The following is a 25,004-nucleotide window of genomic DNA, read 5'->3' on the forward strand; positions in this document are numbered from 1 at the left end:
CCCCTTACGAGGCGACCTCTGTGCTCAACGATGAGCAACGCCCTTTTACTGCTTAAAAACGGTACTCCACCCCGCCCTGCACGCTGCGGCCGCGCCCCAGGGTATTGGCCAGCGTCTCGCCGTAGCTGACGACGTAGGCGCGGTTGGTCAGGTTCTCCACCGAGCCGCGCAGCGTCAGGCTGTCGGTCAGTTTGTAGCTGGCGTACAGATCGAACAGGGTGTACTTCGGCCAGTCGGCCAGATACGGGTAGTTGGACGGCACCGAGCTGTCCTGATAGCCCGGCGCGAAGCGCACGGTCACCCCGGCGTCCAGCTTGCGATCGAAAGCGCGGCCGCCCAGCGTCACCGAGCCGCGATCGCCCGGCAGGTAAGCGGCGGTGCCGAACTGCGAGCCGCCGTCGCAGGACACGGCGTCATTCGCCGTCGGATCCTGCTCCGCGTAGAAATTGCCCGGCCGGGAGTTGGCGCCGTAACGCAGGCGATTGCCCAGCCAGGCGTTCCTGGAGCAAAACTCGTTTTTACCGATCATGTGGGTGTAGGTCAGGTCGGCGTAGAACACCCCGGCGTCATAGTTGAGCTGGTACTCCAGCCCGCGGAAACGGGTTTTCGACAGATTGTTGACGTAGGCGGCGTTGCCGATGCTCGGCTGCACCAGCCCCGGCTTGTCGCGGTTAATCGCCAGGTTGATGTAGTTATCCACTTTGGTGTCGAAATAGGCCACCTTGGCTGCCAACCGATCGCCCTCAAACCACAGGTCAGGCTGCTGCACGTTGAACCCCACTTCCCAGGCGCGCGAGCGCTCGGCCTGCAGGAACGGGTTGGGATATTGCGTAGAGGTGCTGTGCGCGCTGCCGTTGGTCAGCGTTTCGGTGATCGCCGGCGGCCGCCAGGATTTGCCGTAGGTGGTATACAGCTCCAGCCACTCCACGCCGGGACGCACAGCCAGCGCCAGCGTCGGCGACAGCTTGCCCTGATCGCGATCGACGTTCCACTCCTGCTGCGTGGTCGTCGCCAGGCAGTTGCGCAGCCGCAGCTGTTTGCAGGGATTCTCCGCCGTATACGGGAAGTCGGCGTAGCTCAGGCCGGTCTGGCCACGCAGGCGATAGCGGTCGTAACGCAGCCCACCTTCCAACGTCAGCCAGCCGTCGTAGTCATAGGTCAGGTTGGCGAACAGGCTGGCTACCGAACGGTTGCCGGCCGGCGTCACCCCTTCCATGCCTTGGCGGGAAGAGTCGCTGGTCGCTTTGTCGTAATAGAACTCCAGCCCGTAATTGGCGCGGAAGTCATGCCCCGGCGCCAGGCTGAAGCGCGAGGTGTTTTGCGCCTGTGCGCCATAGGTACGCAGGCGGGTGCGCGTCGCGTAGCCGTTGTCCAGCAGCGAACTGGTGCTGTAGGTGTCGCTGTCATCCTGAGTATCGACGTAATACAGCTTGGCCTGAAAATCGAGCCAGTCGACGTCTTCCGGCGCCAGGCTGTAGTCGAACGCCGCGTTGCGCGCCATCACGTCGGTGTAGCCGGTGCGCTTCCAGCCCAGTTCGTAGGGCGGGCGAGTGCCCAGGTTAGTCAAGGTGCCGGCGATCGGCGATGCGGTCTGGGTCTGCAGATAACTCAGCTGCAGGCGCTGGTTGGCGGGCAGATTCCAGCCCACCTTGGCCAGCCGCGAGTGCATGCGGTAATGGGTGTCGGGGATTTTGTTGTTCTTGATGCTCTCGGCGTAGCGATCGTAATTGCCGGTGTCGTTATTGATGCGAATGTTGCCGATGTCGCCCTTGTTGCCGGGCCAATAGTCGCCGAGGTGGCGTTCGCTGGCGGCCAGCAGGATATCGCCGGTTTCGTTGCCCAATGCCAGTATGCCGCTGCCGATGAAGTGGGTGCCGTTATCGCCGGTGCTGGCGTGCAGCTTGCCGCCCAGCTCTTTGCCCGGCGCCAGGAAATCGCTCGCGCTGACGGTATTGAAGGTGGCGATGCCGCCGAGCGTGCCGGCGCTGCCCATACCGCCGCTGGTGCCCTTGTCGATGGTCACGCCGGACAGCAGTTCAGAATCGATGTACATGGTGCCGTTACGCTGGCCATGGCCGCTCTTTTGAAAATTCTGCCGCATGCCGTCGATGTTCATGTTCACCCGGCCATAGTCTTGTATGCCGCGGATGTTGACCGACAGCGCCGGATCTTGCTGACTGACGCTGGAATAGGCCCCCGTGGTCTGTTCCAGAATATCGGCCGCGTGCCGCGCCGGGCGGTTGTCCATCTGTTCGCGGCTGATGACGCTGACCGAGCGCGGTTCGTCGTAAACCCAATCGTTGGCGTTGATGCCGCCGGCGCCCAGCACCGTCAGGCTATCCAGCGCCAGCGCGCCGCCATCGCCGTTCGCCGTCGGCAGCCGGCTCAATACGATCTGCCCCTGCGGCTGCAGGCGGAAAGCCACCGGATTGCCGCCGATCAAGCGCCTCAGGCCCTGTTCAACGCTCATGCTGCCGTTCAGCGCCGCCGCCTGCATGCCATCGAGCTTCACCTCGTCGAAAAACACCTGCATGCCGGCCTGCTCGGCGAAGCGCAACATGGCGCTCTGCAGCGGCTGCGCCGCAATGTTGAAATGCTTTTGCTGTGCAGCCTGCGCACCGTTCGCCTCAGCCTGGACGGCGAGCGCCACAGCCGGCTGAGTCAACATCATCGCCGCCAGCGCGGCGCGTACCGCCGTGGCCAAGCGGCCGGCCGGCGTGGTTCCCTTGTGAATAAGCATGCGTGTGTGTTCCACCCGAAAGAATGTCAAACCAAGTGATAATGGAAATCAATCTCGTTTAAACATAAGGACGTTCCGGGAGGCAAAAACCCGTAAAGATTTTTTACAGAAAGTGAAAATAGCGGCGAGACGGGCATCCCGGCCCGCCTGCACCGCTCAGTAAAGCAGCGTAATGCCGGGGAGATTCAGCTGGCGGGCGGAGAGTTCCTGACGAATGGCGCCGACGCCGTCGTCGAGTTTATTGAGCGCGAACACGCCGCTGACCGTACGCGATCTGAGTTCGGGATTGATCGCTACGATGCGGGTTTCGCGATAGCGGTTGAGCTGCGCGAGCGCCTGCGTCAGCGGTTGGCGGTCGATCACCAGCCAGCCGCGCCGCCAGGCGTCATCACCGGCCGTTTGCCGCGTCAGCTGCAGCTGCCCGTTGCGGTAATGCGCCGCCTGGCGTTGCGCGACCACCAGCGAACGCTCACCGTGCTCAAGCGTTACCCGCACGCTGTGCTGATGCACGCTGACGTCGACGCCCTGCTCGGTGCGCGCCACGCTGAACTCGGTGCCCAGTGCCTGGGTGACGCCGTTTTCCGCCTCCACCCTGAACGGGCGACTTTCCGGCCCGCCCAACGGCGCGACGACAAAATAGGCGGCGCCGCTAAGCAGCCGCACCTTGCGTTCGCCTGCGGAATACGCCAGTGCGATCGCGCTGCCGCTGTCCAGCGCCACCCGGCTGCCGTCCGGCAACGCAACTTCGCGCACCTCGCCGCGAACGGTTTGATAATCCGCCTGCATGCCAATCCATAGATCCGGCCCGTGATAAACGCCGAAGGAAACGGCGATCGCCACCGCCGCCGCCACCGCCCAGCGGGGCCACCTGCGATGGGATGACGTTTTCAGCGTCGCCACCTGCGGTTGTAACGCCTGCCGCTGCTCAGGCGGCAGCTGTCCCAGCGTCGTCCACAGCAGGCGAGCCTGACGCAGCGCCGCCGGATGCTGCGGATCGGCGGCCAGCCAGGCGTCCAACGCTCGCCGCCGATCGGCCGGCAGCGCCCCTTCGGCCAGGCTCACGGCCCAGGCGGCCGCCTGCTGTCGCACCTGTGCGGTTAGCGGTTTCATAATGGCATAGACCTCTGTTTTTTCTGGTTATAGGTTAAGACGTCTGAGCGCGGATAAACCCGTAAAAAAATTGCCATTATTGTTCTTCCATCCGCGCCATCAGCCGCTCGAGCGCGCTGGCCAGGTGTTTTTCCACCGTGCTGAGCGACACGCCCAGCTGCGCCGCCACCTGCGCCTGGGTCAGGCCATCAAGCCGGTTAAGGCGGAAAATCTGCTGCGTGCGCGGCGGCATGCCCGCCAGCGCCTGCTGCAACAGCTGCAGCAATTGGCTATCGATCGCCAGTTGTTCAAGCGCCGGTTCACCGGAGGGATACTGCGCCAGAATGTCGTCTTCGACCGCTTCGGTCTGCCGCCGCTGCTGCTGGCGCAGATGGTCGAGCATCAGGTTTTTGGCGGTTTTATACAGGTAGGCTTCGATATCGAGAATGTTACCCTGCGGATATTGCTCGGTAAGGCGGGTAAAGCTTTCCTGCGCCAAGTCCGCGGCCAGCTGAGGGTCGCGCAGTTTGGCGTTCAAATAGGCTTGCAGCGGCCGCATATGGCGCAGAAACAGCGCCTGCAACTCGGAATTGGACATCTCTTTTCCCAGAAGTGAAACACCCAATAGGGGCGATAAAAATCACATAAATGATTATCATTATCAATATTGTTCTGGGAAATATGTGCTGACGCGGGGGGATAAACAGGAAACCGGCCTGACGCCGGTTTCCGCTGGGCTGCAGGTCAGTGCTCTAGCGCCTCGTCTTCATAGCGGTGCTTGGCGTCGAGCGCTTCCTGCTCGGTTTCATGTTCACTGAGCAGCGTATTTGGCTCAATGTCGTCGGTGCGCACCTCAAAACGGCGCAGATGCAGGTTCGGGTCCCCCCGAAACACCTCTACGACGCGGGCGCTCCGTGGATAAGCAGGTTGATCATTTTCGCGCATGCCGTTCTCCCGTGTGTTTCACACAGTAGCAAGTATAGCAGCCGTCCTCATTCCGACACGCGCGAGCCGAGATCGCGATCGCCAGGGGGGCCCGCCAATAGCTCGGTCAATTCGTCGCAGGCGCAAATGCGGCCTTCGCGCACGGTGAAGTGCGCCAGCACCCGCACGCGGCAGCGGGAACCGTCACGCTTTTCCACCTCGACCAGATGGTGAGTCAGTACCGCCTCGCCCTGCTCCGCCGCCGCGATCACGCTCAGCGTCATGCGGCGAGTTTGCCGCTTCAGCAGCGCCATATGCTGCTCAAACTGCTCGAAGTTCAGCACTTTGCCATCCACCTGCTGGCGGTAGCCTGCGCTGAAACGGGCGGCGAGCTGCGTCGGCCGATGCTCCGGGCTGGCGACCACCTGCTGCAGCGTATCGAGCACCAGGTTCAATGGGGTAAGTTGAGTCATCACATTTCTCCGAAATAGGGTGAACGGCGATCCTATCCCGGCCAGGCGATGGCATAATAACCACATAAAGACTTTCAATAACGTTAAACGGCCAACATGACGCAGATCCGCAGCCAACGCCTTCAGCATGAAAAAAAGCACCTGACGCCCTGGCACCGGCACGAAGGCGGCCAGATCTATCTCTTGACGCGCGGCATGCTGGCAATGGAACTCCCGGGCCGGCAATGGGCGATCACCGGCGGCACGCTGGGCTGGCTGCCGCCGGGATGCGCCCATCAGGCGCTGGCCTGTGGCGACGTGGCGGGCTGGAGCCTGTATCTGCCGGTGGAAAGCGTGCCGGAGATGCCGCCGCTGCCGCAGCTGTTCACGGCCTCTGCGTTGTTGCAGGCCCTGGTGGAGCGCATCGCGCAGTTCCCCGCCGGCCCGCTGAGTGCGCCGCAACGGCGGCTGCTGCAGGTGCTGCTGGACGAAATGCACGCGGCAAGCCGCGCGCCGTTGCAATTGCCGCTGCCGCAGGACGCCCGGTTGCTGAACATCGCCCGGGCGCTGCTGAACGATCCCGCCAGCCCGCGCAGCCAGCGCGACTGGGCCATCTGGGCCGGGCTCAGCCCGCGCACCCTGAGCCGCCGTTTTCTGCAGGAAACCGGCATCAGCTTCGCGCTGTGGCGCCAGCAGGCGCGGGTATTGCGTTCACTGGAGGAGTTATCACGCGGCAAAGCGGTTGGCGAGGTGGCCGACGCCTGTGGCTATGACAACGTCAGCGCCTATATCGCCGCCTTTCGCCGCCGCTTCGGCGTCACGCCCGGAGCCTACTTTGCGGCCGCTCGGCAAACGGAATAGAAAAACGGGCGCACAGCGCCCGAAAAGAAGAAAAGGTTATTTCACCGTCTCACGCGGCAGCACCGCGAGGATTTGTTCCACCACCCGCTGCGGATCGGCGGCGCCGTCCATCACGTAATGTGCGGCATCCTGATACAGCGCTTCCCGCGCGGCCAGCACCTCGCGCATCTCTTCGGCGATCGGCCTGCCGGTGAGCGTCGGGCGCTGCGCATCTTCCGGGTACTCTTCCAACCGCTGCGCCAACACGCTGGCCGGCGCGCGCAGGTAGATAACGGTGCCATGCTGGCGCATAAACTGACGATTCTCTTCCGCCAGGATCGCCCCGCCGCCGGTGGCAACTATAGTTGACGGCTTAGTCACGGTTTGCAACGCGACGGTCTCACGGCGGCGGAACCCCAGCCAACCCTCGCGCTCGACCATTTCCGCCACGCTCATCTGCGCCGCCTGCTGCATAAACAGATCGGTATCGACGAATTGATAGCCCAACGCCAGCGCCAATGCGTGGCCTACCGTGGTCTTGCCGGCTCCGCGAGCGCCTATCATGAACAGGGTTTGTGTCATTACGGGTTGTCCCTTATGCGGTGACTTGAGTGCATTGCATACCAAAATGCCGAGCGGGTGCGATGGCGTGGTGGCAGCATCATACCCTGCCCGCTCTGTATTTCAATATTTACGATAGTGTAAATTCCATGGCACAGCGACTGCCGACGGCAAAGCCGTGCGCCAGATCCTCATCCAGATGCCGCCGCAAGGCGGCCGTGAGCTGCGCGCCCTCAAGCGGCCGGAATCCCAGCCGCCGGTAGTAAGGCGCATTCCACGGCACCTCAATGAAGGTGGTGAGCGTCAGGCGGCCGGCACCCTGCCGTTTGGCCTCTTCCGCCACCGCGCCGATCAAGCGGCGGCCGACGCCCTGCCGCTGCCAGGTGCCGGCGACCGACAATTCGGCGATGTGCCAATCTTCCCCCTGAGCCAGCACGGCGATGAAACCGGCGCACTCGCCGTTGTCGCTTTCCGCCAGCCATTCACGGCGCTCGGCGATAAACGCGGCATGCTGCTGCGGGGCCATCACCTCGCCTTCGGCAATAAAGCGCCATTCCGGCTGTTGGCGAAACAACTGCGCCGCCGAGCGTTCAACCGCCATCAGATGCGCGATATCCCGCTGCTGCGCCAAACGAATCTGCAGGCTCATGGGTTCTCCTTAACGTTGGGGCGGTTATTTAAGCAAATTTCACCGCCCGTGGCTTAGAAATCGACACTGCCGCGCAGCACCACCTCACGCGGTTCCCCCACCGCCACGCGCAAATTGCCGCCGCTGGACGGGTAGTAGGTTTTATCGAACAGGTTCTTCACGTTCAGTTGCCATTTCACCCGATAGCCGTTGATCGGCATGGTGTAAGCGGCGAACGCATCGGCAACGGTGTAGTTATCCAGGTAGAAACTGTTGGCAGCGTCACCCGGGCGGCGCCCTACGTAGCGCGCACCGGCGCCAATGCGCACCTCATCGCCGCTGTAGAGACCCGGGCTGCCCAGGTTCTGGGTCAGGAACAGCGAGGCGGTGTGGCGCGCCACGTTGGTCATCTCTTTGCCCTTGTTGTCCGGATCGTCCACCACCCGTGCGTCGGTATACGCATAGGAACCGATCAGGCTCAGCGAGTCGGTGAGATTACCGGCCACGTCCAGCTCCACGCCCTGCGAACGCACGCGTCCGGCGGTGCGCGTCACGGTTTCGCCCGCCACCAGCTCACTGACCATCACGTTGCGCTTGGTGATGTCGAACAGCGCCAACGTGCCGGTAACACCGTTCGGCAGCGCCAGCTTGCCGCCGACTTCCCACGACTTGCCCTGCTCCGGCGGCAGCGAATCAATCTGGGTGGCGATGGAAGAGTTCGGCTTGAACGACTCGGTATAGCTGCTGTACAGCGACACGTAAGGCGTCAGCTTGTAGACCACCCCGGCGCGCGGCACCAGCTTGCCGTCCGAGCTGTCGGTATTGGTCTGGAACGGCCGCCCCTTGCCGGCATAGACGTCGAAAGCGTCGTAGCGCAGCCCGCCCATCACCAGCCATTTATCGGTCAGTTGGATGGAATCCTGCATAAACCAGCCGTAGCTGGTGAGATTTTCCCGCTGGTCGCTGTCTTTGGCGCTGACCGCGGTCGACGGCGGCATCAGGCCGTATACCGGATGATAAATATTGAAATCGCTGTTCTTTTTACCGCGGATCATGTCGCCGCGGTAGGTACGGTTATCTTCAAAATCAAAGCCGAACAGCATCTGGTGATTGATGCTGCCCCAGTCCACGTCACCATTGAGCGTCAGCTGCACCGCGTTGGCGTGGCTGACGGCATGGGCGGTCGAGTCGGCCTGGCGGCTCAATGCGCCGCTCTCCGGGTCCAGCGCCGTGGCGCGCGCCTGGTTGTCGCTGTAGCTGTTGCGGCTGTAGGCGTAGGTCAGCGAGCTTTTCCAGCGCTCATTGAGCGTTTGATCGATCTGCAGAGTGACGCTGTCCTGATCGCCGCGGGTGGCGTTATAAGCCTCGTCGAAACGGCGATCGCGCGGCGTATTCACCGGTTTGCCGGTGCGCGAATCGATAATGGTGCCGCGATCGAACGGCACCAGATATTCCATATGCTCGTAGGCCAGCCGCACGGTGGTGTTCTCGCCGTACCACATCAGCGAGGGCGCGATCACCGTCTGACGATTGCGGCCAAAGTTGCGCCAGTAATCGGTTTCATCGTGATCGACGATCATCCGATAGGCGAATCCCGACGTGCCGAGCGGCCCGGTAACGTCGAGCTGGCCACCGCCGCCGTTGAAACTGCTGCCCCAGCCTTCCACGTGGGTATGCTGCTGCAGCTGGGGCTTTTTGGTGATCATGTTGATCATCCCGCCCGGCTCGCCCATGCCGTACAGCATCGAGGCCGGCCCCTTGAGCACCTCCACCCGCTCGGTGGTCGGCGTAAAGTTGCGCGCCTGCACCGAGCGCACGCCATCGCGCAGAATGGAGCCGTCGCGGTTGTCGCCGAAGCCGCGTTTCATTACCGCGTCCTGGGTGCCCCCCAGCGTGTTGGCCTGGGTTATGCCGCTGACGTTGTACAGCGCTTCGTCCAGGCTGCTGACCGCCTGATCGGTAATCACCTGTTGCGGCACCACGTCGATCGCCTGCGGCACGTTCAGCAGGTTGGTTTCGCTGCGGGTGCCGGTGACGCTGGTCAACGGCTGATAGCTCTGCACGCCGTCGGCGTCTTTGCGGCCGACCACCACCAGGCTCTCTTCTTGCGGCGCGGCTTTTTCCGCCGCCCACGCCGGCGATGTCGCGCAGGCTGCCAAAGGCAATGCGCACCACCAGCCGCGCTTGTTGTTATTCATTATCTAACTGACTCCAATAGGTCCCTGAAAAAGGTAACGGCAAAAACTGCTGATACAACTGTTGGAAGGTCTGCTGCGGGTTGATGTCGGCGAACAGATCCGGGTAAAACGCTTTGGCGAACATCTCGACCAACACGACATGGTACGGGCTGAGGTAAAAGTTGTGCCAGACGCTCCAGGCGCGGTGGTTTTTCACCGCCTGCAGGCTGGCCAGCATCGGCTGTTTGGCGATCAGTTGGCGGAAGCTGTCGGCGGCCTCCTGTGGGCTGACCTGCGGCCCGAGACGCAGATCGGACAGCCGTTTGCCCTGCGGGCCGGCCATGCCGGTGGCGAGGTACACGTCAGGATTGGCGCTCAGAATGGTTTCCGGGTTCAGCTCGCCATACACCCCTTTGACGCTGGCGTTGGCGATGTTGTCGCCGCCGGCGAAGGTCAGCAGATCGCCGAGGTTGCCGTGCGCGGCGGTGGTGCAACAGGTGTCGCGCCGCCCCAGATGCAGGTGCAGCATCACCTTGGGCTTCGGCCCCTGATAGCCCGCCAACCGTTGCCGGATCACCGTCATATGCTGCTGATAAAACGCGATGAACTGCTCGGCGCGTTGCTGGCGATTGAGCACTTCGCCCAGCAGCCGCACGCTCGGCACGGTGTTGTTCAGCAGATCGATGCGCAGATCGACGTAGATCACCGCCACGCCGGCCTTGCTCAGTGCGGAAACCAGCAGATCGTTGTCGCCGTCTTCACGCGCGTAGCGCGCCAGAATCACCAGATCCGGCTTCAGCTGCAGCAGGCTTTCGATGTTGACCTGGCGAAAGTTATTACCGCTGATGACGGGGATCTGGGCTATCTGTGGAAACGTCTGCGTATACAGCTGCCAGCTTTGCGCATCAAAGCGCGCCAGATCCGCCGGCCAGCCGACGATGCGCTGCGCCGGGTTGCCCGGCTCCAGCAGCGCCAGCGTATACAACATGCGGCTCTCCCCCACCACGATGCGCTGCGGGTTGTCCGGCACCGCGACCTGGCGGCCGGTGATATCGGTCACCGTCTTCGCCTGGGCGGAGAACATGCCGAACCACAGGGAAAGCAGCAGTAAAATGAGGGAATTGCGCATGATTGAGCCGAAACGGGAGAAATAGTGTGCGCATGATAATCACTCTCATTAGCACTTGCAATCCCACGCCGCGATTGCCAAAAGAAATCCGGGAAACGGTGCCGGGCACGCGGTAAAACACCGTAAAACCGCTAAAATAGCGGCTTTAAAAAGTTAAAAAAATGGCGGAAAAATCGGTTAAATAGGAGGGGGAAACAGCAAAAAAACCGGGAGACCTCCATGACTCAACGCATCATTCCGCTGTCGGAGTGCCCGCAGTTTGCCGATGTGTGCGCCGCCTGGGCTTTCGGCCAATGGGGTTCACAGCGCGGCGGTTCGCTGGCGCGCACCCAGCTGCGTTTCGCCCAATGCAGCCGGCCAAGCGACGATCACCTGACGCTGATGATGATCGACGGCGATCGTCCGGTCGGCATGGCCAGCCTGTGGCCCAGCGACGATCGCCAGCGTCAGGATCTCACTCCGTGGCTGGCCGGCGTCTTCGTGCATCCCGATCACCGCCGCAAGGGCATCGCCCACCGTCTTGAAATGGCCATCGTCGAGGCGGCGCGGCAACGCCATCACTCGGTTCTGCATCTCATTACCGACAAGTCGGAAGCGCTGTACGCCGGCTGGGGTTGGCATCCCGTGGAACGCCGGCGGCAGCATGACGAAGAGGTGGTGGTGATGGCGAAAACGCTGTAGCTAACGCGGCGTACAGACATACACCAGCGCCGGCGGGAAGTTGCGCACTACCCGCAGGCGCTTCCAGTGAAAATAGCGCGACAGCAATTTTTCCGACAGGTGGCTGTATTGAAACAACACCAGCGTGCCGTTGCGCGCCAGCAGCCGCTGCCGGGCCTGCTGAAGAATGCGCACGCTGATCCTGACCGGGATCGACAACAGCGGCAGGCAGGAAAACACCACGTCGTAATCCGTGGCCATCCGGGTCGCAGAGTGGCCCATCACCTGCAGCCGCCGATCGTCTATCCCGCGCAGCCGATGCACGAAATGGGGTTGGATTTCGAAAGCCTCCAGCGCTGCATCGGCGCGCATCCGCCCCAGAATGCGTTTGGTCAACACCCCGTCGGCCGCGCCCAGTTCCGCGATCGACAGCGCCCGGGTCCATTCAATCTGGTTCAGCATCGCCTGACACAGCCACGGGGAAGAAGGCGCCAGCGTACCGACGGTGCGCGGTGAAGCCATAAATTGCTGCAGGTAAGCGAAGTGATTCATCAGTTGCAGCCGGGTCGCATTTAACATTGAGGCCTCCTTGGGTTAAGCCCTCAATGTGAGCCGAATTTCTTAAGTAATCATTAACATGATTCCGAAAGCGGCAGACACAGTTGTAATAAAATGCAACCTCATCAACGGCACGCAAAGAAAAACGGCCGTAATAATGACCTGAGAATAAGTCGTTTATACACCGACTATTCAGATAATTATTGCGACCGTTTATTTTATTGGCCGCGTTGCCGCGGCCAGAGGGTAAAAAGCTAACGCTTAGCGATAAATTTCCGCATTGCCGCGCCAGTTGCTGGAGTCCCCGGGGGTGTCCAGACCGATAATGCGATAATGACTGGCGCCGTCCGCCGCAGCTTTTTCTTTCAGGGCGGTGATGGCGTCATGCGGTGAGCCGCTAACGCCGGAAACCGACACAACGCCGAGGCTTTGCAGATTGGCGGCCTGCTCGCTGTTGACCTGTTTTACCGACGACAGCGGCGCGGCGAAAGTGGAGAAAGAAGCGGCGGCGATCAATACGGCTGCGATGCTTGGGATGAGTTTCATGATTGACTCCAGGTGTTCTTGTTTATTAGCTCGTGGTCAGTGATGTTAATTATCCGCTAGCCAATGAAAACGGACGTCATGCAACGTAAAGAACATCAATCATTGTGAGGAGAATAAGGAGGAAGTGAGAGCGGGTGTGTATTTTCAGGCGGGAATGACTTTATAAACCTCACCTTACCCCTATTTGATGAACAATTAAAGACGGTGCGAGATAAAGCATGCGCGCCGCGTCTATTTAAGATTTTTTACCCGCCGGAGCGCGCTGAGCTACGCTGATTTTGTGGCTTACCCTTTTAAGGAAGAACGCTTATGTCGCAAAACCTGCTGCGCGTGCGTGACGGTCAGGGCGCGTCGGTCTCATTTTCCGAGCTGCTGTTCGATCTGATCTACGTTTTCGCCGTGACCCAACTTTCCCACTATCTGTTGCATCACCTGACGCTGACCGGCGCGCTGGAAACCCTGCTGCTGTGGTTCGCCGTCTGGCTGGCCTGGCAATACACCGCCTGGGTCACCAACTGGTTCAATCCGGATACCCGCCAGATCCGCCTGCTGCTGTTCGCGATCATGCTGCTGGGGCTGTTCGCCGCCGCCGCGCTGCCGCAGGCGTTTGGCGAGCGCGGCCTGATCTTCGCGCTGTTTTATGTCGCTATTCAGGTCGGCCGCTCCGCCACGGTATTGCGCCTGCTGGCGCCTGGCCACCCGTTGAAACAAAACTTTCGCCGCATCCTCGGCTGGCTGTGCATCTCCGCCGTCTTCTGGATCGCCGGCGGGCTGGCGGAAGGCCATACTCGCCTGGCGCTGTGGGCGATCGCCGTCTTGTGCGAATACGTCTCGCCGATGTTCGGCTTCCGTCTGCCGGTGCTGGGGCGCTCGGACAGCAGCAGCGAATGGACCATCGAAGGCCACCATCTGGCGGAGCGCTGCCAGCTGTTCGTGATCGTGGCGCTGGGGGAAACCATTCTGATCACCGGCGCCACCCTGAGCGAAATGGAAAGCTGGAGCCTGCCGGTGCTCATCGCTTCGCTGGTGGCCTTTCTCGGCAGCCTGGCGATGTGGTGGGTTTACTTCGACACCAGCAGCAAAGCCGGCAGCCACGCCATCAGCCAGGCGGAAAACCCCGGCCAGCTGGGCGCTTATTTCCACTACGTGCACGTCGCGCTGGTGGGGGCCATCATCGTCTGCGCCGTGGCCAACGAACTGGTGATCGCCCATCCTGACGGCCGCATCCAACACGCCACAGCGGCGGTGCTGCTGCTCGGCCCGGCGATTTACCTGTTCGCCAACGCGCTGTATAAACGGTTGGTGTATCGCCGCTTCCCGCTGTCGCACCTGGTTGGGCTGCTGGCGCTGGCGGTATTGGCCCCCGCCGCCTATTTAACCGATCTGCTGATGGTCAATGGCCTGACGACGCTGATCATGGTGGTGGTGGCGGTGTGGGAGAGCATCTCGCGCGGCAGAGCGCCGCAGCGGCACGCGGAGACCTGAAGCCAACGGGGGCGTCACCGCCCCCGCTGTGAGATTGATGACAAACCTCATGCCATTGCCGGGTTTGCAGAGAGCAGTGGATAAAAAAACAAGTAAAATCAATTTGTTGATTTTCGGCTGATGGCCACAAAGGAGGAAAAACCACGTTTTTTCCTCCTTTGTCAACGGTCTGACGGGGGCGCTGTCGCCCCCTCTCGATCACTTCAAGGGTTGCGGCAAGGTGAGCACCCAGAGCTCACTCAGCGACTCCGGCTGCTCCAGCGGGCGCAATTCGATACGGGCATCGGTCTTATCGCCGTCGAGGCTCAACCGCCCTCCTTTCTCCAACTGGTAGTCACCGATTTTTTTGCTCTTTGGCGACGCATCCACCAGCTTCGCCTGCAAGCCGAAATCGTTGTCATTGATCACCGCCAGCGTGCGATCGTCGATCAGCGCCAGCCCTTCCGCTTTCTCCTGGCGCCAGCCCAACTGGCGCAGATCCGCCACTTCCCGTTTCTGCGCCAGCTTCACGCCGCGTTTAGCCAGCTCTTGCGCATCGTCGAACTCCAGCGCTTTACCCTGGCCGTCAAACGTACTCAGATCGCTGGCCTGCGCGAGATCCACCAGATAGATCTTGTTGATCATCGTCTTATCTTTATCGGTTCCCTGTTCAATCAACAGGATGCGCTGGTTGTCCAACGCCACGATATCGCCAATCTTGGCGTCTTTGGCTTTTTTATAGCGGTCGATATCGATGGGATAGCCATACATCGCAGTTTTGCCACTGCGCGGATCGAAGCTCACCAGCCGGGTAAACTGCGCCTTGTTTTTGCTTTTACCATCGACATCCAGCGTGCTCTGCACCGCCGCCAGAATGCGCCCATCCGGCATCCGGGTCAGCCCCTCAAAACCGCGGTTGGGCTGGCGCCACTTCAGGATGTTCGGCAAACCGCTCGCCACCGCCTGCTCGCCGGCCTGCGGCGTTGGGCCATATTTGGCGAGAATTTTGCCTTTGTCGTCGACATGGATCAGAAACGGGCCATACTCGTCACACAGCCAATAGCCGCCGTTGCCGTCACCGATGATGCCTTCGGTATCCAACCCACGGCGATCGCCGGACAGCGGTTGCAGCGCGTCGTTCAACGCCACTTCGTTCGTGGAACCAATCAGTTCGCTCGGCAGCGGCAGCCCGCTAATCGGCCCTTTTTCGTCATGCAAGGGCCGCGCATTCTCGGCCACGGCCTTGCCGCCGCCGATACGAATGTCCATCAACAGAGGCGTAAATTGCGGATTGGCGAAAATCTTGGCTTCTTGCTTGCCCACCGCAGGGGCATCAGCATTCGGGCCGCGATCGGTCAGCGTCGTCAGCACCAGATCGTCGCCCTGCTTGCGATTGAACGACAGCCCTGAGCCGATCCCCACCGGCAACCCCTGCGGGAAATGCTTGGCAAACGCCCCCTGATAGGCGACGCGTTCCCCGCCGGGGAAGCCGACCACATAACGCGCCACCTCAATATCTGCAGCGTAGGTGAATACCGGAAACAGCGAAGCCAACAGCAGGGAGAGCGATTTTATTCTCATGTTTTTTACCCGAGGTTGAATGAAGCGTTATCAGGCAGAAGAAGATATTAATTTAGCATGACACTTAGATGACAACAGGCGCTTCGTCAAATGTAAAACAAGCAATAAGGTTGGCTGGCAAATAGAAATTAGCAATTAACCTGAGCGTATTGAATGGATAAAACCGCTGGAAAAAACCACCCGAAAATAGCCCGCCATTTTGCTTAGGGTAAATTCTTATAGCAAAGATAAAAAAATCGGCAAACGCGCGTCGGCACGTGGAAAAACGGTGTTTTTCTCATAGACAAAATAAAATACCGGGGATTTAATACCGCCGTTATTCAAGGTGCATTAAGAAAATTCTATAGAATATCTGCATGAACTCAAAAAGCTGTTCTATAGTTTTTAGTGCTAACGCCCGTTAGTCTATTCCGCAGGATGGAATCTATGTCAAAGCGACTTTTTGCTGAATTTTTTGGCACATTTTGGTTGGTGTTTGGTGGTTGTGGTAGCGCAGTATTGGCAGCGGCATTCCCACAGCTGGGTATTGGTTTCCTCGGCGTCGCGCTCGCTTTCGGTCTGACCGTGGTGACGATGGCCTATGCCGTCGGCCATATTTCCGGCGGGCATTTTAACCCGGCCGTCACCGTCGGCTTATTCGCCGGCGGCCGTTTCGCGGCGAAAGACGTTATTCCTTACGTTATCGCTCAGGTCATCGGCGGTATCGCCGCAGCGGCGGTGCTGTATTTGATCGCCAGCGGCAAAGCCGGTTTCGACGCCACCGCAGGCGGCTTCGCCTCCAACGGTTACGGCGAACACTCACCGGGCGGTTATTCTCTGCAAGCCGCGATCGTGATTGAGCTGGTACTGACCGCCTTCTTCCTGATCGTTATTCACGGCGTGACCGACAAGCGCGCGCCGGCAGGCTTTGCCCCGCTGGCGATCGGCCTGACGCTGACGCTGATCCACCTGATCAGCATCCCGGTGACCAACACCTCCGTCAACCCGGCGCGCAGCACCGGCGTAGCGATCTTCCAGGGCACCTGGGCGCTGCAGCAGCTGTGGGTCTTCTGGCTGGTGCCACTGGTCGGCGGCATTATCGGCGGCCTGATCTACCGCTGCCTGCTGGAAGACAAAAAATAAGCGTATCGCAGTCAATCGCGTTTCACGGGGCAGCCTTCATCGGCTGCCCCGTTGCTTTCAGCCCTTCGTCACTTCAAACATCATGATATCGCTGGTAAAGGAGCCGTCCGGCTGAATGGCGAAATGCGCCGCTACCTCTTCCGACACGCTTTGCTGCAGCGCGCGGATCGCGGTAACGAAATGCGCCGGCGTGCGCATGCGCGCCACCCAGCTGCCGAACTCCAGCATCAAGCGATCCGCCGTCACCTCACGCACCACCAACCCGGCTTCGGTCAATAACCTCAACCACTCGCCCGGCGCATAGTTGCGCACGTGCGAGGTGTCGCGCAGCACTTCCACGGTTTGCAGGTAGATATCCAGCAGCGGATGCCCCGGCGAGACCACGTCCATAATGATCGCTCTGCCGCCCGGTTTGAGTACCCGCCTGACCTCGCGCAGCGCCTGGCCGACGTCGTGCCAGTGGTGCGCCGAATAGCGGCTGATGACCAGATCGAAGCTGGCGTCTTCAAACGGTAAAGACTCCGCCACGCCCTGCTGCAGCTGAATGTTATTCAGGCCTTTTTCCGCCGCCGCCTGCTTCACCACCGCCAACATTTGCGCCGACAGATCGTAGGCCACCACCTGCGCCACCCTGGCCGCCGCCGTGAAGCTGGCGTGCCCGGCACCGCAGCCCAGATCGAGCAGGCGCGCGTCGGCGTGCGGTTCCAGTAACTGTGCAAGGCGTTGCAAATCCTTGCCCTGCGCGTGTACCGCGCTGGTTAAGTAGGCGTTGGCCTGCTCGCCGAACTGCCGGTCTACCGCGTTTTTATGGCTGTTGCTGATGCTCATGTTTGCTCCCGTTATTATCCGGCTTGCGCCTGTGCCTGAAGGCTTTCGGCTACTATAATCAGGCTACTATACGGGTACAATATGAGCAGTTATCCTGGTATGAATAGGTACCACGCTATGACATCAGAAGCCTTATCCGGGCCAAAGGCCCTCGGCGCGTTCCTGCGGGCGCACCGCGAACGCATCACGCCGGAAATGCTCGGCCTGCCCAGCTCCTCGCGCCGTCGCACCAGCGGCCTGCGGCGCGAAGAACTGGCGCAAATCAGCGGCATCAGCGCCACCTGGTATACCTGGATCGAACAGGGCCGCGAGGTATCCATTTCCCCCTATACGCTGGCACGCATCGCCAAGGCGCTGCGGCTCGGCCCGGCCGAACGCCATTACCTGTTTACCCTGGCGCGCATCGCCGACCCCGAGCAGGAAACACACCGCGAAACCGCCAACGACGCGGTGCTGCAAAGCGTGCATCAGATGACGGTGCCCTGCTACCTGCTGGACGTGACCTGGAATGTCGTCGCCTGGAACCCGCAGGCGGCGGCGCTGTTCAGCGGCTGGCTGGATGTGGCCAACAGCCCCAACCTGCTGCACTTCATGTTCTTCCACCCGTTGGCGAAAACGCTGGTCAGCGATTGGGAGGAACGCGCTCGCCGCGTGGTGGCCGAGTTTCGCGCCGAGACCAGCCATCATCAAAATACCGAAGAGATGCGCGCCTTCGTGCGCAACATGACGCACAACAGCGCAGACTTTAATCACTGGTGGAAGCAACATGACGTCATGGCGCGCGAAGGCGGCGAACGCGCGTTCGAGCATGCTCGGCAAGGCGCACTGCGCTATCGCCAACTGACCTTCCACCCGGCAGAGCACGCCGGTCTGAAGCTGGTGATGCTGATCCCGCTGCCGCAATTGGTAACAAATTCATAGGCAAGTTTACCCGCCATTTATTTATAGGTTCATGTAAACGCGCTAGGGTAATTGATACCGATGATAATGATCATCCAGCACCGTTATTTATCTCCTGAGGTACTCCTATGCAATCCGAAGAACAACGCCTTATCGATGGTCTGTTTGGCCGCCTGAAAGAAGCCGAGACCAAGACGGGCCCACGGGATCTCCAGGCAGAGCAGCAAATCAACCAGCATATTCGCGAGCAGCCTTCCGCCCCTTATTACATGGCGCAGGCGATGATCATTCAGGAAGCGGCGCTCAAGCAGATGGATCAGCGGGTCAAAGAGCTGGAGGCCCAGGTGGCGCAGCTGCAGCAAACCGCCAACGGCCAGCAGAGCAGCGGCGGCTTCCTGGCCGGTCTGTTCGGCGGCGGCAGCCGCACGCCAAGCCCGCGTGAACAGTATCAGGCGCAGCAGCAAAATACGGCGGCCTGGAACAACGCGCAGCAGGGGGGCTACGCGCAGCAGCAGCCTGCCTATGCCCAACCGCAGCAGGCGGCGCCCTCACGCGCCGGCGGCTTCCTGGGAGGCGCCTTGCAAACGGCGGCGGGCGTCGCCGGCGGCGTGGTGTTGGCCGACATGCTGACCGGCATGTTCCGCCATTCGCAACCACAGGAAATCGTAAATATTATCGAGGAAACCCCGGCGCCGCTGGACGACAGCGCAATGCGCAATTTCGACGCCTCCAACAACCTGGATACCTTCAACAACGGCGATGGTGGCAGCTTCCTGAACCAGGACAACGGCTTCCAGAACGCCAGCTATCAGGACGACACGGATTACGCCGACGACGATTACAGCGACGACGACTCCTTCCTGTAATTCCCTTCGCCCCCTCTCACCCGCAGAGGGGGATTTCCCGTTTCACCAATCTGGTCTACAGTGAACACTGTTCATTTATCCAGCCGGGAGAAACGATGATGAGCCTGACTCCTTCAGACCCTTTTTTCAGCGAACGCCTGCAGATGCGCCCGCCGGTGATGGCGGATCTCGAACGCTTCTACGCCATCTTCGGCGATCCGCAAACCCAGCGTTTCAACCCCGCCGGCCCGCTCACCAGCGAAGCGCAGGCTATCTCGGCGCTGCAAGAGAGAATTTCCGGGTGGCAACAACACGGTTACGGTTCCTGGGCGATCGCCCTGCGCGAACGGCCGGATTGGATCATCGGCTTTGGCGGATTGTCCTGGAAACCGCTCGGCGCGCAGCGCACCGTGAACCTCGGCTATCGATTCGATACTCGCGTCTGGGGCATGGGGTTGGCCACCGAGATGGCGCGGGCTTCGCTGCAATATGGTTTTGTCGGATTGGCGATGGAGGAAATTTCCGCCATTGTGCGCGCGGAGAATCAGGCGTCGTGGCGAGTGCTGGAAAAGATCGGCATGCGGCGGGTGGATACGCTGGATGACGTGCCCGGCGCGGCGCCGAGCCTGGTGTATACACTAAAGCGCGGCGACTATCAGGGCTGATCGTCGCTGATTCTGGCCAATGCCATGCGATAAGATTTGACCTTCTTACGCTTTTTCAGCCAGGTGGTGGTCGACACGATGAACACCGCGCCCGACATCGCCAACACGCCGGTCGGGTGGCCGTAAAACACCATCAAGGCAAAGTACACGGCGGAAACGATCGCCACCCATTTCGCCGTATTGCCCATGTCGTTTTTCTCCTGGGTCAAACGGCGAATGCGCTCTTCTTCACTGATTCCCATACGCGCTCCTTGTTGGTTGAATGTTCCATTATATGGAGTTGGAGTGCTGATATTTCAAGCGGTTGGATGGTAAAGAAGCGTAAAGCTCAGGCCGGCGGCTCCCGCTCCCGCCGCCGAGACAGATAGCGCCCGGGCTGATCGGCACCCGGCAGGCCGCTGCCGTCGTTGCGGCCAAACAGTCGGTAGCGATTGCCGGCAACCGCATCATAGACCTTGTCCGCCAGCCGCGGTGGTAGAAAACGCGCCAGCGCGCGGTGCGGCCAACCTAATTGACGCAGCGACCGAAACAGCGCCGCCGAACGCAGCCAATAGCGCCCCTGCTCAACATAGACCACGGAATCGAAACGATCGGTCGGCAACCCCAACGCCAGCAGGATCGCCTGCCCTTCGACGGATTGCACCGTTGCCAACAGAATACGCCGCTGCCGATCGGCGCGAATAAGGTATCTCACCAGCCCGTGACACAGATTGCATTCGCCGTCGAACAACAGCGCGCGCTCGCCGGGCTGGAGATAAGGCAGCTGTGATAAAGGGGTCATCCCGCCTCCCGTAAAACGCTCTCCTTAGCCTAACGCGCCTGGCGCGCTCAGGCCAGAGCGGGATGGCAGAGTCCGTTAAGGCGCAGGCGGTGCGTCAGGCACGGCCACCACCGCGACGCGCACTTCGTAATGTTTGGCGCTGCCCGCCGGGATCACCGCCGTCAGTTTGTTGATGGTTTCCACCGGATTGTCGCTGGCCGAGGTGGCGCAGAACAGCTCGCCGCCGTGGCAGAACCCCGGCTTGGGCGGGTGCCCGCCCGGGAAAGGTGGCATGCGCATCGGCGCATCCATCAAAGGCGGCAACGCGTTGGCCGCAGGCTTCTCAGGCGCCGACATCGCGCTCGCGCTGAACAATAGCGCCATGCCCATGCAGGGCAGCGCCAGGATCTTGATTGCTTGTTTCATTGAATTAGCCTCATTTGCCGGGTTCGGGATTACGCTACCCCGCCCCCGGCCAATGAGAAAGCCGCTTTTCGCTACCTTTTCGCCCCGCTGCGCTTTGCTTACATCCCGCGTCTAACGTGATGAAAGGCGAAAGGTTGGGTAAAGGGCCGTCGCGTTACTTACCGTTGGTCAGCGTGTTGTAGCTGGTCATCAGATTGCGGTAGTCCGGGATATGGTTGGAGAACAGCGTGCCCAGGCCTTCGATATCGTTGCGCCAGTCGCGGTGCAGCTCGCAGGCGACGCCGAACCAGGTCATCAACTGCGCGCCGGCGGCTTCCATGCGGCTCCAGGCCGACTGACGGGTCAGTTCATTGAAGGTGCCGGAGGCGTCGGTCACCACAAACACTTCGAAACCTTCATTGAGCGCAGACAGTGCCGGGAATGCCACGCACACTTCGGTCACCACGCCGGCGATGATCAGCTGCTTGCGGCCGGTGGCTTTTACCGCGTTGACGAAGTCGTCGTTGTCCCAGGCGTTGATCTGGCCAGGGCGCGGAATGAAGGGAGCATCGGGGAATTGGGCTTTCAGTTCCGGCACCAGCGGGCCGTTGGGGCCGTTTTCAAAACTGGTGGTCAGAATGGTCGGCAGGTTGAAATACTTCGCTAAATCACCCAGCGCCAGCACGTTGTTTTTAAACCGATCGGGATCGATGTCGCGCACCAGCGAAAGCAGCCCTGCCTGATGATCCACCAGCAATACGGCGGCCTGATCTTTGTCGAGGCGTTTGTAATTTGCAGTCATGGTTTTACTCCTGTGGGGTTTGATGTTGCGGATGAAATGCCCCGCCGGTGTGGCGGGGCGTTGAGGTTTAAGTGTGGCGTCTGGAACCGAGAACACTTCCCGCCCCAGATGCCAAGGTTCAACCGGCGCTCGCTTCGGCGTTCATGCTGCCGAACTTGCCGCTGTTGAAATCGCGGAACGCCTGCTGGATTTCCGCTTCGCTGTTCATGACGAACGGGCCGTAGCCGACGATAGGCTCATCGATCGGTTCGCCGCTCAGCACCAACAGAGCGACGTCGTTGTTGGCTTCGATAGTGATCGAATCCCCCGCCCGGTCGAAACGCACCATTTGGGTTTCACGCACCACATCTTCGCCGTTAACCAGGATCGCGCCGTGCAGCATCACCAGCGCCAGCGTATGGCCTTCTTTCACCGTCAGCGTGGTGGTATGGCCGGCATTCAACTTCATGTCCCACACGTTGAGCGGGCTGAAGGTGCGCGCCGGGCCGGCATGGCCGCCGAAGTCACCGGCGATCACCCGCACCTGCCCTGCGCCGTCCGCCAGCGGAACCACCGGAATATCGGCGTTCAGCAGCGTCTGGTAACCCGGCTCGGCCATTTTGTCCTTGGCCGGCAGGTTGACCCACAGCTGCACCATTTCCATGGTGCCGCCGTTGCGCGAGAAGTCCCGCGAATGGAACTCTTCGTGCAAGATGCCGGAGGCGGCGGTCATCCACTGGACGTCGCCGGGGCCAATCACCCCGCCGCTGCCGGTCGAGTCGCGGTGTTCCACTTCGCCCTGATAGACGATGGTCACCGTTTCAAACCCGCGATGCGGGTGCTGCCCCACGCCACGGGTGCCGGAGGCGGAACGGAATTTGGTCGGCGCCGCGTGATCCAGCAGCAAGAACGGGCTCATTTCCGCCCCCAAATCGTTATAAGAGAACAGCGAATTCACCAGGAAACCGTTACCGACCCAGTGTGCTTCCGGGCTGTTGTGAATACCGAGGATTTTTTTCATCTTGAACTCCCGTTTCAGACCTCACGGCCTTAAGTTGATGTCAGAAGTTTAATCCGCCGGGGTTTGCTGCAGTAGTGGGCAAGATGTACACTCAGCGTTCTACTGATAGAACGATAAGGAATGCGATGCTGACCGATCTGAACGATCTGTTTTTCTTCGCCAGCGTGGTCGATCACCAGGGATTCGCCCCCGCCGGCCGGGCGCTGGGCATTCCCAAATCCAAGCTCAGCCGCCGCGTGGCGCTGCTGGAGGAGCGGCTGGGCGTGCGCCTGATCCAGCGCTCGACGCGGCGCTTCTCGGTGACCGAGGTCGGCCAAACTTATTACGCGCACTGCAAGGCAATGCTGGTGGAAGCGGAAGCGGCGCAGCAGGCGATCGAGCAGACGCGCGCCGAGCCCTGCGGCACGGTGCGCATGTCCTGCCCGGTGGCGATCCTGCACACCCGCGTCGGCAGCATGGTGGCGGCCTTTATGGCCGATTATCCCAAGGTGACGGTGCATCTGGAGGCCACCAACCGCCGGGTGGACGTGGTGGGGGAAGGGTTGGATCTGGCGATCCGCGTGCGGCCGCCGCCGCTGGAGGACAGCGATCTGGTGCTGAAAATCCTGGCGCAGCGCACCTGGTGCGTCGCCGCCAGCCCGGCGCTGGTGCGCACCCTCGGGCCGGCGCACACGCCGGAAGACCTGCGTAAATACCCGACGCTCGATCTCGGCCCGGCGCGCGGTCAGCACCAATGGCGGCTGACCGGCCCACAGGGTGAACGGGTGGAGTGGGAACACACGCCGCGGCTGGTCACCGACGACATGCTGATGCTGCGCACCGCCGCCATCGCCGGCGCCGGCATCGTACAACTGCCGGCGATGATGATGCGCGACGACATGCTGCGCGGCGAGCTGGTGCAACTGTTGCCGGGCTGGCAGCCGCAGGGCGGCGTGGTGCATGCGGTTTACCCGTCGCGCCGCGGCCTGCTGCCGGCGGTGCGGCTGCTGCTCGACTATCTGGGCGAGCAGTTCGCCAGCATTGAAGAAGAGTGATCAGGCGGTGATTTCGATCGCGTTGCCGTCTGGATCGCGAATGACGGCCTCGTAGAAGCCGTCGCCGGTCCAGCGCGGCGCGGACAGCAAAATGCCCTCCTGCTGCGCGCGCTGCGCCAACCGATCGACCTGCCGCTCATCCCCCAGCGACAGCGCGATGTGCGCCCAACCGACCCGCTCCTCCTGCTCCTGCGCCGACAGCAACGTCGGCACGCGCATGATCTCCAGCGACGGCCCGGCCGCCAGGCTGACGAAGCGGGAAACGAACCCCGGCCGGTTGCGGCTGACATACTCCTCCCCCGCGGCACCATTGAAATAACGCTGCCAAAATGCCAGCTGCGCGTCGATGTCACGGGTCCACAGAGCAACATGGGCTATTTTCATCATCATTCTCCGGTCGGTAAATCGCTGTGCCAAACCTGGCCGCCGCCCTGCGCCACCTGCAGCTCAAGCTGCGGGTGCGCGCCGCGCGCCGTCACCAGATGATCCACCCGCCCGGCGGGCAGGAAGGGGTAAGGGGCGTAGGTATTGAGCTTGTCGCGGGTGCACAGCACCGCCACGCTGCCGGCGCGCGTCAACAGCCGCTTTTTGAAGGTGGCGTCCTGGTAGCTCAGCGCGGAGAAGCCGCCGGCCGGGTCGTAGGCGCAGATGCCGGTAAACACCAAATCGAAATGGAAACCGTCGATCTCTTCCGCGGCCTTGGCGTCCACGCAGCCGCCGACCTGCGCATCCAACTCGCCGCCGATCAGGATGGTGCGGATCCCCGGCCGCTCCAGCATTTTGCCGGCGATGCTCAATGCATTGGTCACCACCGTCAAACGCCGGTCGCGCGGCAACAGATCCGCCAGATACAGGTGGGTGCTGCCGGCGTCGAGGAAGATCAGCTGTTCTTCACCGATCACCCCCAGCGCGGTCTGCGCCAGCGCCAGCTTCTCGTCACCGCTGAGCGCAATGCGCGCCGCAACGGGCCCCTCGGCCGGCGTCGGCGCCAACGCGCCGCCATAGATGCGTTTGCACAGGTTCTGCGCCGCCAGCTGGCGCAGATCGCGGCGGATGGTCGCTTCGGTGGTGTTCAGCCGCTGCGCCATCTCCAGGGCCAGCACCCGCCCCTGTTGGCGGAGCGTGTCAAGAATGGCCTGGTGACGCTCATTCGGTAACAGTTTGGACATCATGTCAATCCGGTGACGCTAAAGTGATCATGAATGTACACAAACAAACACAAACGTACAATGCAGGGCGGAAGAAAAATCGCCGGGCAGGATTTTCGCCTGCGGGATGTTGGCTATACTGAGGC

At 61.2% G+C, this 25,004-nt stretch carries 28 protein-coding genes; 8 read left to right on the top strand and 20 right to left on the bottom strand.

The annotated features are described in order from the left end of the window. Positions 1-52: 52 nt before the first annotated feature. From ACJ8OK_RS09520 to ACJ8OK_RS09540, 5 genes are all read right to left on the bottom strand, one after another. Positions 53-2,740 carry a TonB-dependent receptor gene (locus ACJ8OK_RS09520; protein ID WP_033634028.1) on the bottom strand — a complete coding sequence of 896 codons (2,688 nt, stop codon included), beginning with the start codon at positions 2,738-2,740 and terminating at the stop codon, positions 53-55. 156 nt (positions 2,741-2,896) lie between these two features. Continuing rightward, the gene (locus ACJ8OK_RS09525; RefSeq protein ID WP_166729630.1) at positions 2,897-3,850 is read right to left on the bottom strand and encodes a FecR family protein; all 954 of its coding nucleotides are present in this window, start codon (positions 3,848-3,850) and stop codon (positions 2,897-2,899) included. Between the two features lie 76 nt (positions 3,851-3,926). Continuing rightward, positions 3,927-4,427, bottom strand: a complete 501-nt coding sequence (locus ACJ8OK_RS09530) for an RNA polymerase sigma factor (protein WP_033637263.1) — start codon at positions 4,425-4,427, stop codon at positions 3,927-3,929. A 146-nt stretch (positions 4,428-4,573) separates the two neighbouring features. After that, the gene (locus ACJ8OK_RS09535) at positions 4,574-4,774 is read right to left on the bottom strand and encodes a YaiA family protein (protein WP_015376810.1); all 201 of its coding nucleotides are present in this window, start codon (positions 4,772-4,774) and stop codon (positions 4,574-4,576) included. Between the two features lie 47 nt (positions 4,775-4,821). Next, positions 4,822-5,226 carry a nuclear transport factor 2 family protein gene (locus ACJ8OK_RS09540; RefSeq protein ID WP_033634029.1) on the bottom strand — a complete coding sequence of 135 codons (405 nt, stop codon included), beginning with the start codon at positions 5,224-5,226 and terminating at the stop codon, positions 4,822-4,824. A 96-nt stretch (positions 5,227-5,322) separates the two neighbouring features. On the opposite strand from ACJ8OK_RS09540, the gene ACJ8OK_RS09545 reads away from it, so the two are divergent. After that, positions 5,323-6,066 carry a helix-turn-helix domain-containing protein gene (locus ACJ8OK_RS09545; RefSeq protein WP_407573171.1) on the top strand — a complete coding sequence of 248 codons (744 nt, stop codon included), beginning with the start codon at positions 5,323-5,325 and terminating at the stop codon, positions 6,064-6,066. Between the two features lie 36 nt (positions 6,067-6,102). Here the strand turns inward: ACJ8OK_RS09545 and aroL are convergent, their stop codons facing one another. From aroL to ACJ8OK_RS09565, 4 genes are all read right to left on the bottom strand, one after another. Continuing rightward, positions 6,103-6,627, bottom strand: a complete 525-nt coding sequence (gene aroL / locus ACJ8OK_RS09550; protein WP_033634031.1) for a shikimate kinase AroL — start codon at positions 6,625-6,627, stop codon at positions 6,103-6,105. Between the two features lie 109 nt (positions 6,628-6,736). Next, positions 6,737-7,255, bottom strand: a complete 519-nt coding sequence (locus tag ACJ8OK_RS09555) for a GNAT family N-acetyltransferase (protein WP_004940503.1) — start codon at positions 7,253-7,255, stop codon at positions 6,737-6,739. A gap of 53 nt (positions 7,256-7,308) precedes the next feature. Then, on the bottom strand, positions 7,309-9,432 hold the full coding sequence (locus tag ACJ8OK_RS09560; RefSeq protein WP_033634032.1) for a TonB-dependent siderophore receptor: 2,124 nt from the start codon (positions 9,430-9,432) through the stop codon (positions 7,309-7,311). Next, positions 9,425-10,540: an ABC transporter substrate-binding protein gene (locus ACJ8OK_RS09565; protein ID WP_033634033.1), complete on the bottom strand. Its 1,116-nt coding sequence runs from the start codon at positions 10,538-10,540 to the stop codon at positions 9,425-9,427. Before ACJ8OK_RS09565 ends, ACJ8OK_RS09560 begins: the two co-directional genes overlap by 8 nt. A 219-nt stretch (positions 10,541-10,759) precedes the next feature. Here ACJ8OK_RS09565 and ACJ8OK_RS09570 point away from each other — a divergent pair, with 219 nt between their 5' ends. Continuing rightward, on the top strand, positions 10,760-11,221 hold the full coding sequence (locus tag ACJ8OK_RS09570; protein WP_033634034.1) for a GNAT family N-acetyltransferase: 462 nt from the start codon (positions 10,760-10,762) through the stop codon (positions 11,219-11,221). Here ACJ8OK_RS09570 and ACJ8OK_RS09575 read toward each other — a convergent pair whose 3' ends face one another. Further along, positions 11,222-11,779, bottom strand: a complete 558-nt coding sequence (locus ACJ8OK_RS09575; protein WP_004940516.1) for a class I SAM-dependent methyltransferase — start codon at positions 11,777-11,779, stop codon at positions 11,222-11,224. A 240-nt stretch (positions 11,780-12,019) separates the two neighbouring features. Beyond that, positions 12,020-12,304: a YdgH/BhsA/McbA-like domain containing protein gene (locus tag ACJ8OK_RS09580; RefSeq protein WP_033634035.1), complete on the bottom strand. Its 285-nt coding sequence runs from the start codon at positions 12,302-12,304 to the stop codon at positions 12,020-12,022. A gap of 309 nt (positions 12,305-12,613) precedes the next feature. Here ACJ8OK_RS09580 and ACJ8OK_RS09585 point away from each other — a divergent pair, with 309 nt between their 5' ends. After that, positions 12,614-13,789, top strand: coding sequence for a low temperature requirement protein A (locus ACJ8OK_RS09585; protein WP_033634036.1), 1,176 nt, complete (start codon positions 12,614-12,616; stop codon positions 13,787-13,789). Positions 13,790-13,987: 198 nt separating this feature from the next. Here the strand turns inward: ACJ8OK_RS09585 and ACJ8OK_RS09590 are convergent, their stop codons facing one another. Beyond that, positions 13,988-15,349 carry an esterase-like activity of phytase family protein gene (locus tag ACJ8OK_RS09590; protein ID WP_015376802.1) on the bottom strand — a complete coding sequence of 454 codons (1,362 nt, stop codon included), beginning with the start codon at positions 15,347-15,349 and terminating at the stop codon, positions 13,988-13,990. Between the two features lie 426 nt (positions 15,350-15,775). Here ACJ8OK_RS09590 and aqpZ point away from each other — a divergent pair, with 426 nt between their 5' ends. Continuing rightward, positions 15,776-16,471 (top strand): aquaporin Z, encoded by a 696-nt coding sequence (gene aqpZ / locus ACJ8OK_RS09595; protein ID WP_004940529.1) that lies wholly within the window; start codon positions 15,776-15,778, stop codon positions 16,469-16,471. 57 nt (positions 16,472-16,528) lie between these two features. Here the strand turns inward: aqpZ and ACJ8OK_RS09600 are convergent, their stop codons facing one another. Then, positions 16,529-17,299, bottom strand: a complete 771-nt coding sequence (locus ACJ8OK_RS09600) for a class I SAM-dependent methyltransferase (RefSeq protein WP_048322308.1) — start codon at positions 17,297-17,299, stop codon at positions 16,529-16,531. 117 nt (positions 17,300-17,416) lie between these two features. Here ACJ8OK_RS09600 and ACJ8OK_RS09605 point away from each other — a divergent pair, with 117 nt between their 5' ends. From ACJ8OK_RS09605 to ACJ8OK_RS09615, 3 genes are all read left to right on the top strand, one after another. After that, positions 17,417-18,220 carry a helix-turn-helix transcriptional regulator gene (locus ACJ8OK_RS09605; RefSeq protein ID WP_085058542.1) on the top strand — a complete coding sequence of 268 codons (804 nt, stop codon included), beginning with the start codon at positions 17,417-17,419 and terminating at the stop codon, positions 18,218-18,220. A 107-nt stretch (positions 18,221-18,327) separates the two neighbouring features. Next, the gene (locus ACJ8OK_RS09610; RefSeq protein WP_021504712.1) at positions 18,328-19,065 is read left to right on the top strand and encodes a DUF2076 domain-containing protein; all 738 of its coding nucleotides are present in this window, start codon (positions 18,328-18,330) and stop codon (positions 19,063-19,065) included. 95 nt (positions 19,066-19,160) lie between these two features. Continuing rightward, a complete protein-coding gene (locus ACJ8OK_RS09615; protein ID WP_015376798.1) occupies positions 19,161-19,709 on the top strand; it encodes a GNAT family N-acetyltransferase in 549 nt (182 codons plus the stop codon). Here ACJ8OK_RS09615 and ACJ8OK_RS09620 read toward each other — a convergent pair. The 5 genes from ACJ8OK_RS09620 to ACJ8OK_RS09640 form a co-directional block, all read right to left on the bottom strand. Continuing rightward, the gene (locus tag ACJ8OK_RS09620; protein ID WP_004928468.1) at positions 19,700-19,951 is read right to left on the bottom strand and encodes a hypothetical protein; all 252 of its coding nucleotides are present in this window, start codon (positions 19,949-19,951) and stop codon (positions 19,700-19,702) included. The genes ACJ8OK_RS09615 and ACJ8OK_RS09620 overlap by 10 nt on opposite strands. Positions 19,952-20,037: 86 nt before the next feature. After that, complete coding sequence (locus ACJ8OK_RS09625) at positions 20,038-20,490, bottom strand: thiol-disulfide oxidoreductase DCC family protein (protein ID WP_442530551.1); 453 nt, start codon at positions 20,488-20,490, stop codon at positions 20,038-20,040. 75 nt (positions 20,491-20,565) lie between these two features. Continuing rightward, positions 20,566-20,895: a hypothetical protein gene (locus ACJ8OK_RS09630; RefSeq protein ID WP_015376796.1), complete on the bottom strand. Its 330-nt coding sequence runs from the start codon at positions 20,893-20,895 to the stop codon at positions 20,566-20,568. Positions 20,896-21,049: 154 nt separating this feature from the next. Next, positions 21,050-21,676, bottom strand: coding sequence for an isochorismate family cysteine hydrolase YcaC (ycaC, locus tag ACJ8OK_RS09635; protein ID WP_033653308.1), 627 nt, complete (start codon positions 21,674-21,676; stop codon positions 21,050-21,052). Positions 21,677-21,794: 118 nt separating this feature from the next. Next, positions 21,795-22,676 (bottom strand): pirin family protein, encoded by an 882-nt coding sequence (locus ACJ8OK_RS09640; RefSeq protein ID WP_015376795.1) that lies wholly within the window; start codon positions 22,674-22,676, stop codon positions 21,795-21,797. Between the two features lie 125 nt (positions 22,677-22,801). Here ACJ8OK_RS09640 and ACJ8OK_RS09645 point away from each other — a divergent pair, with 125 nt between their 5' ends. Next, a complete protein-coding gene (locus ACJ8OK_RS09645; protein WP_033634044.1) occupies positions 22,802-23,710 on the top strand; it encodes a LysR family transcriptional regulator in 909 nt (302 codons plus the stop codon). On the opposite strand, the gene ACJ8OK_RS09650 is transcribed toward ACJ8OK_RS09645, so the two are convergent. Continuing rightward, positions 23,711-24,094: a VOC family protein gene (locus tag ACJ8OK_RS09650; protein ID WP_442530552.1), complete on the bottom strand. Its 384-nt coding sequence runs from the start codon at positions 24,092-24,094 to the stop codon at positions 23,711-23,713. Between the two features lie 2 nt (positions 24,095-24,096). Beyond that, a complete protein-coding gene (locus ACJ8OK_RS09655; protein ID WP_004940586.1) occupies positions 24,097-24,879 on the bottom strand; it encodes a DeoR/GlpR family DNA-binding transcription regulator in 783 nt (260 codons plus the stop codon). Positions 24,880-25,004 lie beyond the last annotated feature (125 nt).

Source organism: Serratia sp. CY71090 (assembly GCF_052166845.1).
In the GTDB taxonomy this organism is placed as follows: domain Bacteria; phylum Pseudomonadota; class Gammaproteobacteria; order Enterobacterales; family Enterobacteriaceae; genus Serratia; species Serratia nematodiphila.

Coding starts and splice junctions, on each gene's coding strand:
- ACJ8OK_RS09520 (WP_033634028.1), bottom strand. CDS start 2,740: ATGCTTATTCACAAGGGAACCACGCCGGCCGGCCGCTTGGCCACGGCG.
- ACJ8OK_RS09525 (WP_166729630.1), bottom strand. CDS start 3,850: ATGAAACCGCTAACCGCACAGGTGCGACAGCAGGCGGCCGCCTGGGCC.
- ACJ8OK_RS09530 (WP_033637263.1), bottom strand. CDS start 4,427: ATGTCCAATTCCGAGTTGCAGGCGCTGTTTCTGCGCCATATGCGGCCG.
- ACJ8OK_RS09535 (WP_015376810.1), bottom strand. CDS start 4,774: ATGCGCGAAAATGATCAACCTGCTTATCCACGGAGCGCCCGCGTCGTA.
- ACJ8OK_RS09540 (WP_033634029.1), bottom strand. CDS start 5,226: ATGACTCAACTTACCCCATTGAACCTGGTGCTCGATACGCTGCAGCAG.
- ACJ8OK_RS09545 (WP_407573171.1), top strand. CDS start 5,323: ATGACGCAGATCCGCAGCCAACGCCTTCAGCATGAAAAAAAGCACCTG.
- aroL (WP_033634031.1), bottom strand. CDS start 6,627: ATGACACAAACCCTGTTCATGATAGGCGCTCGCGGAGCCGGCAAGACC.
- ACJ8OK_RS09555 (WP_004940503.1), bottom strand. CDS start 7,255: ATGAGCCTGCAGATTCGTTTGGCGCAGCAGCGGGATATCGCGCATCTG.
- ACJ8OK_RS09560 (WP_033634032.1), bottom strand. CDS start 9,432: ATGAATAACAACAAGCGCGGCTGGTGGTGCGCATTGCCTTTGGCAGCC.
- ACJ8OK_RS09565 (WP_033634033.1), bottom strand. CDS start 10,540: ATGCGCAATTCCCTCATTTTACTGCTGCTTTCCCTGTGGTTCGGCATG.
- ACJ8OK_RS09570 (WP_033634034.1), top strand. CDS start 10,760: ATGACTCAACGCATCATTCCGCTGTCGGAGTGCCCGCAGTTTGCCGAT.
- ACJ8OK_RS09575 (WP_004940516.1), bottom strand. CDS start 11,779: ATGTTAAATGCGACCCGGCTGCAACTGATGAATCACTTCGCTTACCTG.
- ACJ8OK_RS09580 (WP_033634035.1), bottom strand. CDS start 12,304: ATGAAACTCATCCCAAGCATCGCAGCCGTATTGATCGCCGCCGCTTCT.
- ACJ8OK_RS09585 (WP_033634036.1), top strand. CDS start 12,614: ATGTCGCAAAACCTGCTGCGCGTGCGTGACGGTCAGGGCGCGTCGGTC.
- ACJ8OK_RS09590 (WP_015376802.1), bottom strand. CDS start 15,349: ATGAGAATAAAATCGCTCTCCCTGCTGTTGGCTTCGCTGTTTCCGGTA.
- aqpZ (WP_004940529.1), top strand. CDS start 15,776: ATGTCAAAGCGACTTTTTGCTGAATTTTTTGGCACATTTTGGTTGGTG.
- ACJ8OK_RS09600 (WP_048322308.1), bottom strand. CDS start 17,299: ATGAGCATCAGCAACAGCCATAAAAACGCGGTAGACCGGCAGTTCGGC.
- ACJ8OK_RS09605 (WP_085058542.1), top strand. CDS start 17,417: ATGACATCAGAAGCCTTATCCGGGCCAAAGGCCCTCGGCGCGTTCCTG.
- ACJ8OK_RS09610 (WP_021504712.1), top strand. CDS start 18,328: ATGCAATCCGAAGAACAACGCCTTATCGATGGTCTGTTTGGCCGCCTG.
- ACJ8OK_RS09615 (WP_015376798.1), top strand. CDS start 19,161: ATGATGAGCCTGACTCCTTCAGACCCTTTTTTCAGCGAACGCCTGCAG.
- ACJ8OK_RS09620 (WP_004928468.1), bottom strand. CDS start 19,951: ATGGGAATCAGTGAAGAAGAGCGCATTCGCCGTTTGACCCAGGAGAAA.
- ACJ8OK_RS09625 (WP_442530551.1), bottom strand. CDS start 20,490: ATGACCCCTTTATCACAGCTGCCTTATCTCCAGCCCGGCGAGCGCGCG.
- ACJ8OK_RS09630 (WP_015376796.1), bottom strand. CDS start 20,895: ATGAAACAAGCAATCAAGATCCTGGCGCTGCCCTGCATGGGCATGGCG.
- ycaC (WP_033653308.1), bottom strand. CDS start 21,676: ATGACTGCAAATTACAAACGCCTCGACAAAGATCAGGCCGCCGTATTG.
- ACJ8OK_RS09640 (WP_015376795.1), bottom strand. CDS start 22,676: ATGAAAAAAATCCTCGGTATTCACAACAGCCCGGAAGCACACTGGGTC.
- ACJ8OK_RS09645 (WP_033634044.1), top strand. CDS start 22,802: ATGCTGACCGATCTGAACGATCTGTTTTTCTTCGCCAGCGTGGTCGAT.
- ACJ8OK_RS09650 (WP_442530552.1), bottom strand. CDS start 24,094: ATGAAAATAGCCCATGTTGCTCTGTGGACCCGTGACATCGACGCGCAG.
- ACJ8OK_RS09655 (WP_004940586.1), bottom strand. CDS start 24,879: ATGTCCAAACTGTTACCGAATGAGCGTCACCAGGCCATTCTTGACACG.